12 protein-coding genes are annotated in these 13278 nt (G+C 37.1%); 5 read left to right on the top strand and 7 right to left on the bottom strand.

All coding sequences use genetic code 11. The features are described 5' to 3' along the window. Positions 1 to 84: 84 nt before the first annotated feature. Complete coding sequence (locus WC707_05915; GenBank protein MFA6066689.1) at positions 85 to 804, top strand: hypothetical protein; 720 nt, start codon at positions 85 to 87, stop codon at positions 802 to 804. Further along, on the top strand, positions 779 to 1798 hold the full coding sequence (tsaD, locus tag WC707_05910; protein ID MFA6066688.1) for a tRNA (adenosine(37)-N6)-threonylcarbamoyltransferase complex transferase subunit TsaD: 1020 nt from the start codon (positions 779 to 781) through the stop codon (positions 1796 to 1798). Before WC707_05915 ends, tsaD begins: the two co-directional genes overlap by 26 nt. Here tsaD and WC707_05905 read toward each other — a convergent pair. The 7 genes from WC707_05905 to WC707_05875 form a co-directional block, all read right to left on the bottom strand. Then, positions 1784 to 2494: a hypothetical protein gene (locus WC707_05905; protein ID MFA6066687.1), complete on the bottom strand. Its 711-nt coding sequence runs from the start codon at positions 2492 to 2494 to the stop codon at positions 1784 to 1786. The two genes, tsaD and WC707_05905, sit on opposite strands and share 15 nt — an antisense overlap. 79 nt (positions 2495 to 2573) lie before the next feature. Further along, positions 2574 to 3866 carry a transcription termination factor Rho gene (rho, locus tag WC707_05900; GenBank protein ID MFA6066686.1) on the bottom strand — a complete coding sequence of 431 codons (1293 nt, stop codon included), beginning with the start codon at positions 3864 to 3866 and terminating at the stop codon, positions 2574 to 2576. A gap of 180 nt (positions 3867 to 4046) precedes the next feature. Continuing rightward, complete coding sequence (secF, locus tag WC707_05895) at positions 4047 to 4928, bottom strand: protein translocase subunit SecF (protein MFA6066685.1); 882 nt, start codon at positions 4926 to 4928, stop codon at positions 4047 to 4049. A gap of 21 nt (positions 4929 to 4949) precedes the next feature. After that, entirely contained in the window at positions 4950 to 5198 is a 249-nt protein-coding gene (gene rpmA / locus WC707_05890) for a 50S ribosomal protein L27 (GenBank protein MFA6066684.1), read from the bottom strand. Between the two features lie 148 nt (positions 5199 to 5346). Next, positions 5347 to 6126 (bottom strand): FAD-dependent thymidylate synthase, encoded by a 780-nt coding sequence (gene thyX, locus WC707_05885; protein ID MFA6066683.1) that lies wholly within the window; start codon positions 6124 to 6126, stop codon positions 5347 to 5349. 108 nt (positions 6127 to 6234) lie between these two features. Then, the gene (gene groL / locus WC707_05880; GenBank protein MFA6066682.1) at positions 6235 to 7875 is read right to left on the bottom strand and encodes a chaperonin GroEL; all 1641 of its coding nucleotides are present in this window, start codon (positions 7873 to 7875) and stop codon (positions 6235 to 6237) included. 37 nt (positions 7876 to 7912) lie between these two features. Further along, the gene (locus tag WC707_05875) at positions 7913 to 8200 is read right to left on the bottom strand and encodes a co-chaperone GroES (protein ID MFA6066681.1); all 288 of its coding nucleotides are present in this window, start codon (positions 8198 to 8200) and stop codon (positions 7913 to 7915) included. Positions 8201 to 8376: 176 nt separating this feature from the next. Between WC707_05875 and WC707_05870 the strand changes: the two genes are divergently transcribed. From WC707_05870 to WC707_05860, 3 genes are read left to right on the top strand one after another with little or no spacing between them, the layout of a single operon-like run. Beyond that, complete coding sequence (locus WC707_05870) at positions 8377 to 9018, top strand: ribulose-phosphate 3-epimerase (GenBank protein MFA6066680.1); 642 nt, start codon at positions 8377 to 8379, stop codon at positions 9016 to 9018. Continuing rightward, a complete protein-coding gene (locus tag WC707_05865; protein ID MFA6066679.1) occupies positions 9015 to 11240 on the top strand; it encodes a hypothetical protein in 2226 nt (741 codons plus the stop codon). Before WC707_05870 ends, WC707_05865 begins: the two co-directional genes overlap by 4 nt. A 13-nt stretch (positions 11241 to 11253) precedes the next feature. Beyond that, the gene (locus tag WC707_05860; GenBank protein MFA6066678.1) at positions 11254 to 13209 is read left to right on the top strand and encodes a hypothetical protein; all 1956 of its coding nucleotides are present in this window, start codon (positions 11254 to 11256) and stop codon (positions 13207 to 13209) included. Positions 13210 to 13278 lie beyond the last annotated feature (69 nt).

Genomic DNA, 13278 nt, shown 5'->3' with positions numbered 1-13278 from the left:
AAGAAGCTATTTTTTATGTAATCTTATACAATAATGTATGTATTATACTAAACTTTCGATAATTTACCAATGAAAAAGCCTTTCATGAAAAATAGCGTACTGAAAATAGTTGTATATGTTTTTTTGTATTCTTTATGTGGAGCATATTATCATGCACGCGCATATAATAATACACAGAAAACAACTTACTCATATATTCTTAAACTGCAACTACCGCAACATCTCCTGGGTGCCTCTGGCCCGTGGATAAGTTATAAAGGAAACCCTCTCAGTCTAGACGCTCACTGGTGCGTTATTCCCGAAAGACAAGAAATTGTAACATGTTCTGTTATTATTTCACAAAATATAAAATATAAATCTGAGGGAAACAACGTTCAATATTTATACCGTGATGAAAATGATCCATGTGCATGGTATGACCTCACCTTGCAAACACATATAGCAAGTCCACGAAAAAAAGAATCTTTTCCATTATGGCGCATTGAAGAACGATTATTAACCGAAGTCCCGGTAAGAATCCCAGAAAATGCTATTATAGTACTTATTAACCCTAGATTTGTTGATCACTTAGAAGAACATAAAGAAAAAAACGAGCACAAAAAAACGACGGTGCGACTACCGGACATTGTCATTAAACAAGATGTTCCGCTTAAAGATTGGAACAATGCTATACATTATTCCAATCTGGCATTTATCGATCTCAAAGCGATCTTAAATAAAGAACGACAAGAAATATATCAATCTTCTGAGGCCTCTATAACACTTCAACGGCACCCTAATGAAATACGTATTGCTGGGAATTGAGTCATCATGCGATGAGACTGCTGCAGCAGTTTATACAACGGATAATAGACTTCTTTCCAATGTCATTTACTCTCAAACAGACCTACATAAACAATTTGGTGGCGTGGTCCCAGAAATTGCATCACGAGCTCATATAGAAAAAATCTCTCATATTGTTGCTTCAGCTTTAGAACAAGCCAATATCTCATTACGTCAAGTTGATGTAATAGCTGTAACAAATAAGCCGGGTCTGCCCGGTTCTTTATTAACAGGCGTATGCTTTGCCAAAGGGCTTGCTTACGGACAAAATAAAAAAATTATCGGTGTAAATCATTTAGAAGGGCATGGTTTTTCTTCGTTCTTAGAACACAACGTACCATTTCCACATCTTTGTTTAACTGCTTCTGGCGGCCATACTTCATTATATTTGGTAAAAGATTTTGGCGATTATGATATTATTGGCATCACTAAAGACGATGCAGCGGGTGAAGCATTTGATAAAATAGCAAAATTAATTCAATTGCCTTATCCTGGAGGCCCTTACATAGAAAAATTGGCAGCAGAAGTTGATTTTATAGATTTTTTTAAATATTCACGGCTTAAAGATAAAAATCTCAATTTTAGCTTTTCAGGATTAAAAACAGCAGTACTGTACAATTTAGTCTCGCAGGGAGCTTATGATCTTTCTGAAAAAAGTTTTTTAAAACCAGATGATTATACGCTCAAACAACAAGTTGCAAGTTCATTGTTAGTATGTATAACGGACATTTTCGAGCAACGATTAAAATTAGCGTTACAACAATATCCAGAGGTGCAAGCAATCACGTTTGTTGGCGGCGTTGCCTGTAATAAATACATTAAAGCCCGTATCGAAACACTGGCCCATTCTTATCACAAACAATTCTTTTCACCGTCAGCCCAATTTTGTACCGATAATGCCGCTATGATAGCGTTTGTTGGTCACTACAAAGCTCAACAAAATAAATTTTCTGATTACGCTTTAGACATTTATTAATGAGCGTATGCAACTCTTAGTTTGATTGTATTTATTTTTCAAAGAATCATGTATAGCCTGTGGATTATCCATAGGAACACTCTGTGTTGCCGTTAAAACAAGTTTTCCATATCTGCGTTGCATATATTGCATTTCTAAAATTGCTTTATAACGATCATTTCCGTGTTTATACGCTCTTATTATTTGGTATATTACCCCATTTTGCCGCCACAGGGATTCTTTTAAATAGCCAGTAAAGTGATTTTCTGCATCAGAATCAACAAACAGCACACTATCATCGGGTACACATGAAGGCTTTTCTGGAAAAATTTCTTTGTTGTACTTTCGCAATAACCATGCAAATAAAAAATTTGCTTGATAATCCAAATTAATATTTTTGTAAAAAGTTTGACCTGCTAATGCGCCATAACCATTTATATCGAGCGAAGCAGTACGCCCATACGTATCAGGAGATAGACTGATTCTTAATTTTCTATGAATAACGGCACCATCACTCAAAATAAACGATGGCAACGAACAAAAAATTAAATCATCACCAGTATTACTATGATTAGATCTAGTTATTTCATATGCCGCGTCATCTTGCGATAATACTTTGATACTTTCATCACCCCTTATCATATAAACGTTTTCCATGGCATGGGTAAAAACCATGATGTGAAGCAAACAAAAAACAACTTGCTGTAACAATTTCATACGAATTCCTTTTTTTCATATAACATAAAAATTATAGCGGACATGAAAGCCCGCTATATAGTATCACAGGCAAAAAAAATTATGCATTGCTACCAGCAGTGCTACAAGAACCATTCTTTTTATTCATGGACTCTAAAAACTCTTCATTGGTTTTGCATTTTTTCATTTTATCAATGAGAACTTCCATTCCTTCGATAGTATTCATGGTTGATAAAAATTTACGCAAGATACGAACCCTATTCAATTCAGATTCCGGCAACAATAATTCTTCGCGCCTGGTGCCAGAAAGTAATAAATCAAACGCAGGGAATATTCTCAAATTAGATAACTTACGGCTCATATGAATTTCCATATTACCCGTACCTTTAAATTCTTCAAAAATAACTTCATCCATGCGAGATCCGGTCTCAACCAAAGCTGATGCAATGATAGTTAAAGATCCACCTTCTTCAGTATTGCGAGCTGCGCCAAAAAAACGCTTTGGTCTTTGCAGAGCATTAGCATCAATACCACCAGTAAGAATTTTTCCAGAAGCCGGCGCTACCGTGTTATAGGCGCGAGCAAGCCGAGTAATAGAATCTAATACAATCACAACATGCTGACCCACTTCGACTAAACGCTTTGCTTTTTCAAGCACAATTTCTGCAACCGCCACGTGACGCTCTGCCGGTTCATCAAAAGTTGAACTAATAACCTCTGCGTTCTTACCACGCACTCCGCGCCTCATATCAGCAACTTCTTCAGGTCGTTCATCAATGAGCAATAAAATCAAATTAATATCAGGATGATTGTTAACAATAGTTTGAGCTATTTCTTTTAACAATACCGTTTTACCTGTTTTTGGTGGCGCAACAATTAAACCACGTTGCCCCATACCAATGGGAGAAAAAAGATCCATAATACGCGTAGAAACAAATGCTGGATCAGATTCTAAATTAAATTTTACATCGGGATGCAATGGCGAAAGTCGATCAAAAAATGAACGGTCTGCTAAAACAGCCGGATCGAGCCCATTGACTTTATTAACCTTCAATAAAGCAAAATATTTTTCCCCATCCTTCGGTTTTCTGATAACACCAGAAACCATGTCGCCCGTTCTCAAATTAAATCGCCTAATCTGCGAAGGAGAAACATAGATATCATCTATACTAGAAACATAATCAAATTGAGCCGATCGCAAGAAACCAAATCCATCAGGAAGCTTTTCTAAAACACCCTCAACATCAAGTTCTTTATCGGGATGCTCTTCTAAATCAATAATTCTCTTAATAAGATTTTCTTTAGACATAAGACTTGCGCCCGTTACGCCTAATCGACGAGCCAATATATTCAGGTCAATTAAACCCATTTCACGTAATGCTTGATCTCTCATGCATGAATCTCCTTGTGACAAAAAAGAAAAAATAAAAACTTATATATGAAGCCCTAGCAAAAGACCTCAACATATTCAAATATACTCTAAAAATATCTTAGATTGATTTTCAATAAATATCGTCTATTTGCGACATGCCATCATACATAGTTATTATTATTTACATGCATTAATCAAGAATTATTGTTCTTTGTAAAAAAGAAGCATTACAGGACTTGCAATAAAAATAGAAGAATATGTACCAAAAACAATGCCTACAAATAAAGCTAACGCGAGCGTTTTTAATACTTCGCCGCCAAAAATAAGAAGCGCCACAACCACCAATGTAGTCGCAAAGCTCGTTAAAAGAGTACGACGCAATGTTTCATTAGTACTTATGTTCACAACCTGCTCAATAGGAACACCTCTCATTTTTTGTACATTTTCTCTAATGCGAGAAAAAATAACAATCGTATCATTGATAGAATAACCAAGAACGGCTAAAATCGCACCAATAACGTTTAATGAGATTTCATAATCAAACAACAAGAAAAATGTTAAAATAACAATGGCATCATGAAATAACGAAATCACGTTACCAATGGCATAAGAAAATGCCCAAAAACGCCACCAGATGTACAGTAACATCAAAAAAAGCGCGACCACAATAGCTTGGATAGACTTCCAGCGCATAGAAGCGCCAACACCAGCCCCAACACTATCTGTTTGCTTAATTTCAACTTTAAGTCCAGGAACAGCCTGCTCCAAAACTTGTTGCATGCGTTCAGAAAGACCCTTGGCATCGTTTTCAAACGCCCTTACACGAACCAATATTTCTTTATTTGAAAATTCGCGAGTTGAAGCCCCATGCCAACCATTGCTTTCTAGGACAGAAATTACCTGTGCGCTCGTTATTGGCTGAGAAAATTCCAAAAGAACTTGCGTCCCCCCAGTAAAATCAACACTATAAACAAACGCTTCCCCTCGAGTCGACTGCTTATAAAAAAACGCCCCCGCGAAAACTATAAAAATAGCAATTGAAAAAACGGTACTTATCGTACGATATTTTAAAAAATCAACCATGGTGCTTCTCTCCAAATCTTCTTACAATACAGAAACGTGCTTACGACCTTTATACCCAAAATGAAATTTGATTTGACCAGCTGCAACCGCAAAAATAGTGTCGTCGCCGCCGATATCAACGTTTTTACCTGGGTGAATACGGGTTCCGCGCTGACGAACGATAATTTCGCCACCACTTACTCGTTGACCGTCAAACAATTTGACGCCAAGACGTTTGCTTATACTATCGCGTCCATTTGTAGTCGAACCACCGGATTTACTCGTTGCCATGCTTGTATCCTTGTTTATTTATTAATCTAAAAGTAGAAAAAAAGATAAGATTTCTGTAATAATACAGCTATTAATATGCCATATTCGTTAAAAAAGTCAACGGAAAACCAATTAATTTTATTGTATTATCAAGGCGCATTTATCAATTTTAATTTTTAGAAACAAGTAAGTCAGTAAATGCTGCTGCATGACGTTCTTCTACCGGCTGCATATCAACAATTTTGCATTTTTCTCTAAATGCAGCCATAGAAAATGGAAAATGTTCTTCCGCTATCTTAAGCAATGCATGGGCATAGACTCTTATTTCAAATTGGGCACCTTCATGGGTTCGCAGACGTATAAAATGCATAAGCGAATGCAAATTACAGGTAAAAATAAACTCTGTATACGTACACAATGGCAAAATACCTCGCGCTTGCTCACGCCCAACACCTGCATCCAAAAGCTGTTCATATGTGTTTTTCATATGCTCTAGCGTAGCATTAAATGCCTCATAAAGCTTGGGATCAGATAACTGACCGCTTGAACTCTGCTTATTTTTAGTATCTTGAATTCTCCAAAATGGCGGGACATAAAACTCGAGCGGGGCCTTAACGTATCTATAGCTGATTTCATTGTACGAATTCATTCGATGGCGCATCCATTGACGAACAACGTATAGCGGAGCTTTTATCCTAAAAGAAAGCTGATTATGCTCAAAGGGACTCGTATGATCATGCTCGATTAAAAATTTAATAAGCGCAGCATCACGCGGAGTAATTTCTGTACTTACCTTGCCATAAGAAACACGTGCCGCATTTACAATATCAATATCTGATCCAGAAACCCGCACAAGCTCTATAGAACTAATGCCGTCAGACAAAGGATCAATTTTATTTTTATCAGCAGCAATATAGGTATCTTGAAAATGCATTGTCTGGTTTTCCATATTTTCTATTATTTCGGTTACGCATTGTACAATTTTTCTTAAAAAACAGGAGCGGCCCGATAGCCACCCCTGTTTTAACACTATAATATATTTTAATGTATTTTTTAATTAATACATTTCTGGCATACCACCCATACCACGACCGTGGCCTGGATGCGCAGCTTCCTTCTTTTCTTCTGGAATATCTACGACCAATACTTCTGTTGTCAGCAAAAGCCCGGCAATTGAAACAGCATTTTGCAATGCAAAACGCACTACTTTTGCAGGATCAATAATACCAGCATCAATCATATCAACAAATTCACCATTTTTAGCATCAAATCCATAGTTACCGGATTGAGCACGAACTTGATTAACAATAACTGACGATTCATACCCAGCATTAGAAATAATAATTCTCATCGGTTCTTCTAGCGCCCTAATAACAATTTGTGCGCCGAGCTTTTCATCACCTTCAAGGACAAGTTTTCTAACCGCTTCTTGTGCGCGCAATAAGGCAACACCACCGCCTGGAACAATACCTTCTTCAACGGCTGCGCGCGTTGCATGCAATGCATCTTCAATACGATCTTTTCTTTCCTTCATTTCTGTTTCAGTGAAAGCACCAACCTTAATGACAGCTACACCGCCAGAAAGTTTTGCAAGACGCTCTTGAAGCTTTTCTTTGTCATAATCAGACGTTGTATTTTCAATCTGAGCCTTAATTTGGAGAATGCGGCCTTTAATAGCTTGTTCAGAACCAAAACCTTCGATTATCGTACACGTTTCTTTTGTGACAACAATCTTTTTTGCTCTACCAAGATCAGCCAATGTGAGGCTTTCTAATTTAATACCAAGATCTTCTGATACCAATTTTCCGCCCGTTAAAATAGCAATATCTTCCAACATTGCTTTACGACGGTCGCCAAAACCAGGCGCTTTAACAGCCACAACCTGAAGTGTTCCGCGTAATCTATTAACTACCAATGTCGCAAGCGCTTCACCCTCAACATCTTCTGCGATAATTAAGAATGGCTTACCAGCCTTAGCAACCTGTTCAAGCACAGGAAGAAGGCTTTTCATGGTAGAAATTTTCTTTTCAAAGACAAGAATTACTGCATCATGCAAGACAGCTTCCATTTTTTCAGAATCGGTCGTGAAATAAGGAGACAAATAACCACGATCAAACTGCATTCCCTCTACAACATCCAATTCGCTTTCCATGCCCTTGGCTTCTTCAACAGTGATGACACCATCACGGCCAACACGGTCCATAGCTTCAGCGATTTGGCCACCAATAACGGTGTCTGAATTTGCAGAAATAGTAGCAACTTGCTCAATTTCTTTTTTGCTACTTACTTTTTTAGAACGGGCTTTAACATCTTCAACTACAGCGGCAACCGCTTTGTCCATACCGCGTTTTAAATCAGTAGGCTTTGCGCCCGCGGTAACATATTTATTACCTTCATGAAATAATGCCTGAGCAAGCACCGTTGCCGTGGTCGTTCCGTCGCCAGCAACATCTGCTGTTTTACTTGCAACTTCACGCACCATCTGGGCGCCCATATTTTCTAAATTGTCAGCAAGTTCAATTTCTTTAGCTACAGAAACGCCATCTTTTGTGATAGTGGGCGATCCGAATGCTTTTGAAAGAGCAGCATTACGGCCGTTGGGCCCGAGAGTCACTTTAACTGCATTTGCTAGTATATCAACGCCATTTGCAAGTTTTTGACGCGCATCAGCGCCAAATAGTATCTTTTTCCCTGCCATGTTCACTCCTTAAAATTTCTTACAATCTACTATTAATTTATTCAACAATACCGAGAATTTCATCTTCACGAATAATCAACTGATCTTTGCCCGCTTCTGTTCCAGAGTATTTACCAAAAAACACACAGTCGCCGGTTTTAACTTGCATAGGTATAACCTTGCCTTCTGCTGAAAACTTACCCATTCCAACGGCCAAAACCTTACCTAAGCGAGGCTTTTCCTTTGCAGCATCTGGTATAATGATGCCACCAATGGTCACTTCTTCATTATTTTCGACGAGCTCTATAAGAACGCGATCAAATAATGGACGAATTTTGTAATTCATAGTTCTCCTCGTAACATTACAGCATTGTTTATTGTTAAATTTGTCCCACAAAATAAGTATATCTCAAAGAAAAAAGAGTTCAATAGTTACATTAGAAGACTCATATTTTTTCAAAATTACGTACATGCTTTTTTGAGCCGTTGACAAAACTTATTATCTTTACGTATCATAACATCATGGCACACATATATCCATCACTGATATCCGCTCCACCACTCAAACTACAGGCAACAATAACGTCGCTCGAGCCTTACTGTAGCGGGTTTCACCTTGATGTCATGGATTTTCACTTCGTTCAAAATCTCACGTGGGGCCCTGCTGTAATCAATGCAATCAGACAGGCAACATCTCACAACATTTGGGTTCACCTGATGGTCGATGACCCACAAAAATATATGAGTGTTCTTGAGTTAACAACGAGAGATATTCTTTCTGTTCATCTTGAAGCAATATCATCACCGGAAATCATCGCCACTATTAAAAATAAAGGCTGGCGTGCAAGTGTTGCCATCAACCCAGAAACGCCCCTAGAAGCCCTAGAACCATATTTTTCTCTCGTCGATGATATCTTGATCATGTCAGTAAGACCTGGCTTTTCTGGACAATCTTTTATACCGCATACGCTTGATAAACTTAAAGAACTCAAAAAAATACAAGACGCAGAAAAATACACATTTACCATAAGTATGGACGGCGGCATAAATCTCAGCAATATAGCAACCGTGATTAATAACGGTGCAACTAACATCGCTCTCGGCTCCGCCCTCTTTAATGGGGACCCAGTAAAAAATATACAAAAAATACTTGGAGTTTTATGAAAAAAATAGTTATTTTGCTCACTCTTTTCTCAATTACAAATACTATACTTGCAGACCCCTTTACCACCCGCGGCGTAATAATACTATTAGATACCGAAGAAAAACTTGAATCAGATATATTAGGCGGCTTATCAGACTCTTTTGGAGCTTTATCACAAACGCTTCTCCCCGCAATTGATCAAAAAGCTGCACCCATTATTGTCTCATCGTCACTTTTTAAAAATTTTATTATCCATAAAGAAATATTTACTGATTTTTCTCATAAAAGCGATCAAGAGCTTGCCGATAAATACAGCGAGCTCGAGCCATTCAAAAATCCGGGCACACGTGGAAAAATTAAAGAATACATGACACAAATAGCTCATGTGCTTGAGGACACACAAAATAAGCTCAAAAATAGTCCCGATATTCTCACAACAATCGATGAATTGGTGAAAGCGCATCCTTCCCAAAATTATTATCGACAACTTAAGCCATTTTTTAATAGTTATTTAGTGTCATTTGAGCCTACTGAATGGATATGCAGAAAAATAAGTGACTTTTTATATTTACTTATTCCAAAAAACTATGTACCCACGCCTACTGACAATACCCCTATACGTTTACTTATTCCAAAAAAATATAAACTCGTGCCTGATGATACCTCTTCAGAATATGATATTTCACCTACTGAATTAACACTTGGTCTCAAAATTGATCACCTAGATCCAATAGAAAATATATTATCATTCACACAACATAGATCCGATTATACTGCAAAAAAGTTAGCACAAGATTTTATAGAAAATATTATCAAAAAAAACCGCGTATTTGTCACGAAAAATGAATATAAAAGAGTTCCTGCCAATGCACAATATTTCGAAGCTATAGACCAATCGAAACCGCCAACAACAACCTTACAATATCCACCACAACGCTGGGCTTTCTACATGAGCGGTCATGGAGGAGAAGCAACGCCCGTTAAAACCCGCACAAAGACAATTGTAGCTGGACTTTCCATTGAACAACTCAGCGAATTTTTTGATTTTTTACATTCAAAAACAGATACAAAATTTCTTGTATTTGATACATGCTATGGTGGAGGTCAAAATCTTGCAGAAGTATATAAAAATCTAAACCAACCATCATTACAAAAAACATACCCTTTTACTATTGCTTCGATTGCAACTTCAGATAACCAAACAGCAAGTTTGCCCATGGTGACTTTTTTGCCGCCATTTTTTTATTCTAAACCGGATTATGTAGAAGAACTTACAAAAGCACGAAAAACTATTTTAGGATCATTCCTGGGCTTCAAAAATTTTTTTAATACATTAAAAAATGAACCTCCAATAAATTTCTTAGAGATCATAAAATATATCAACCCTTTTGAGCATAACATTCATAAATACACCAAGAATGAGTTCAGCAATATACCCAATATCAAATATCCAGGGCTGGAGTGGTCAAATATTATAGAAATACCGGGGAAAATAATAGAAATAACCAAAATATTAGCATCAACCTACTCAGAAAAAGTTTTGGATGTATCAAAATATTTTTCAAAAAAAATAAAAAATAAGCAACTCGTGTATCCAGAAGCCATCTTACTTTCTACCCAACGCATACCATTCACGCTCAAATTATCTTTAAATCCAGATGAATCTGGATTTAGAAACGCACCGGCTTTTATCTCTATGCTTCCGGGCAACGCCGTGCATAAAATAACAGGAATAGATGCTCCAGATTTTACCTTTTCTCAAATAGTAGAAGCATTCTTCAAAATAAGAGAACTAGCATCATCAAAAATATGTATGGTTGAAACAATCACTATCACAAATGATATTAATAATTGGCCAGGATCACAGCCAACAGATAATAATATAACATTACACAATGTCGTTATGTTTAATTACACGGGCACCCCTGATAAGGATTTTGGCAGCGGCATCTATTTTACCTACAATAACCAAACGTATAAAAGTTTATGGGATAATGGAACCCCACCTATCAGCACGGCACGACAGTTGCAACATTTTGAGAAAACAGCTGATCCATACGTAGACCCATGGAAAAAACATATTGAACTATATAGAGATGCGACAATATTTCCACCAGAAACGAGTGCGTCGATCTTTGACACCGGCCCCGCGGCGTTTAAAGAACAGTTCGAAAAATTATTAACACCAACATTACATAACCTGGAAGCCGATTTACGCGCATTAGTAAAAAGTTTAAGTTAAGGGCAAATACTCAATGAAAAAAATATTTATTTTTGCCTGCATATTTTTAATAAGCCATATCCAGGCCGACGAAGCCAACATCCGCGGCATGACTATATTTTTGGACGCAAGCGAGGGGTTTTCGGCAGAACCCTTCGCACAATTTGTATCAGCATATCTCTTTGAGGCATTAAATCAGCAAACAGCACCAATTATCGCCTCATCGCATGTACTAAAAAATATTGCCGCACATATCAAACCTCAAAATTGGATAGTAAAAAAAATAAGCGAAAAACTATATCTCTTAATCCCCAGCAATTTGCTGCAACTTACCGTAAAAACAGATATAGAATTAGCACTCGGACTCAAAATAAATAGTCTAATAAGCGTAGAGCCCAATCGCATCAATAATCCAGCGACATATGCGGCTCAAAACAACCCACAAGTGCTTTCTCAGGAATTCATACAAAAAATTATTATAGAGCAGGCTGTTTTTATTCCCAATGCTGAATATTACAAAAACAAACAAGAAAATAACATACCAGAATGGGTATTTTTTATGGCCGGTCATGGCAGCCAAACGGTAAGCGCTTATAATGACGTTGATAGTGCAATACGTAATTTTTTAAAACAAAATTACCCTGCCAAAGCGGCATCAATCACAGACGCTGTAAAACAAAAAGCGGATGTACTCGCAATAAATGGTATGATTCAACAATTTTATAATAAATTTGAACAACTGTATGGACCTCTTGATAAACTTACAAAAACGTCGGCTAGCCCCATATACACAATAATTGCTGGGTTAACTATAAAAGATATGCAAACATTTCTTGATTTTTTAGACAAAAAAATTCACACCAAATTTTTTATGTTTACGTCCTGCTATTCCGGTGGAGAAAATCTTGCAGCTCTATATAAATCTGGAAATGAACAAAGCTTCTTACAAAAAACCTACTCATATACCATAGCATCCGCAGCGACAACTGATGCGAAAGTCACCGTCAAGAGACTACGCATAATAGAAAACAATAAAACTATTACAGAACAAACACTCAAACTTCCTCAATTTTTTAATGCATTCAAAGTTGGACCGCCCTATAATTTTTTAGAAATTACTCAATACGTAAATCCTTTCGAAGATAAAATAATACCAAATAAAACAAATATAACTCTGTTTACCAATATTCCCTCAATCAAATTACCCGGCATTGAATGGACGAATATTATTGATATACCAGGTAAAATAGTTTCTATAGGCAAAACGCTTGCGCGCGCGCGAGGGACAAAGTCTCTTGATATATCAACTTTTTTTGCACGGACAAAAGAAAAAATATACCCACAAGCGCTTATGCTCTATGCGCCCCTTATCAAATTCCCTATCAAACTAACACTCAACCCTGATACCTCTGACAAAGCTTTTAAAAATCCACCTGCTTTTATTTCTATGATTATCGGTAATGCAGTACATGAAATTGCCGAAATTCAGGCACCAGAATTTAGTTTTTCAAGTATCTTTGATGCATTTTTTACCTTAAAAGCCCTATCAACTCAAAAAATATTTTTTATTAAAAAAATAACAGCTCTTAATAATATTAATCTACCAGGACAACCAGCAAATAAGCCCATACTGCTGACTGATGTATATATTTTTAATCGCCTAGAAGACCCACTACAAAAGGGCACGTTATGCAATGGGATATACTTTACATATAACGATAAATTTTACACAAAGACATGGACCGATCTTGATCAGATTCCGGCTGCTGGATCATTACAAAACTTTGCAACAACGCCAGCGTATAATGTTGCCCTACAAAGCTATATAGCTAAAAATCGAGGTAATGGCACCTTTGCACAACTGCCTGGAGAATCTTTACTTGATGTTAATCTTGACGAATTTGCACAACAATTACAAACCACATTATTAACAACAAACTTGTATAGGCTGGAAGCTGATTTACGCGCGTTAGCAAAAAGCTTGAGATAGTAGCTCGCTATGGTTCGATACACCGACTACGTCGACACTCACCATGAGCGAGACTCGCTCGTCTTGAGT

This window comes from Candidatus Babeliaceae bacterium (assembly GCA_041660765.1).
GTDB lineage: Bacteria > Babelota > Babeliae > Babelales > Babelaceae > JBAZVR01.
The sequence above is the reverse complement of the archived record's forward strand: the minus strand, read 5'-3'. Positions and strand labels throughout refer to the sequence as shown.

What these genes read in the sequence shown, in the direction of transcription:
- WC707_05915 (MFA6066689.1), top strand. Translation starts at nt 85, where the DNA reads ATGAAAAATAGCGTACTGAAAATAGTTGTATATGTTTTTTTGTATTCT.
- tsaD (MFA6066688.1), top strand. Translation starts at nt 779, where the DNA reads ATGAAATACGTATTGCTGGGAATTGAGTCATCATGCGATGAGACTGCT.
- WC707_05905 (MFA6066687.1), bottom strand. Translation starts at nt 2,494, where the DNA reads ATGAAATTGTTACAGCAAGTTGTTTTTTGTTTGCTTCACATCATGGTT.
- rho (MFA6066686.1), bottom strand. Translation starts at nt 3,866, where the DNA reads ATGAGAGATCAAGCATTACGTGAAATGGGTTTAATTGACCTGAATATA.
- secF (MFA6066685.1), bottom strand. Translation starts at nt 4,928, where the DNA reads ATGGTTGATTTTTTAAAATATCGTACGATAAGTACCGTTTTTTCAATT.
- rpmA (MFA6066684.1), bottom strand. Translation starts at nt 5,198, where the DNA reads ATGGCAACGAGTAAATCCGGTGGTTCGACTACAAATGGACGCGATAGT.
- thyX (MFA6066683.1), bottom strand. Translation starts at nt 6,126, where the DNA reads ATGGAAAACCAGACAATGCATTTTCAAGATACCTATATTGCTGCTGAT.
- groL (MFA6066682.1), bottom strand. Translation starts at nt 7,875, where the DNA reads ATGGCAGGGAAAAAGATACTATTTGGCGCTGATGCGCGTCAAAAACTT.
- WC707_05875 (MFA6066681.1), bottom strand. Translation starts at nt 8,200, where the DNA reads ATGAATTACAAAATTCGTCCATTATTTGATCGCGTTCTTATAGAGCTC.
- WC707_05870 (MFA6066680.1), top strand. Translation starts at nt 8,377, where the DNA reads ATGGCACACATATATCCATCACTGATATCCGCTCCACCACTCAAACTA.
- WC707_05865 (MFA6066679.1), top strand. Translation starts at nt 9,015, where the DNA reads ATGAAAAAAATAGTTATTTTGCTCACTCTTTTCTCAATTACAAATACT.
- WC707_05860 (MFA6066678.1), top strand. Translation starts at nt 11,254, where the DNA reads ATGAAAAAAATATTTATTTTTGCCTGCATATTTTTAATAAGCCATATC.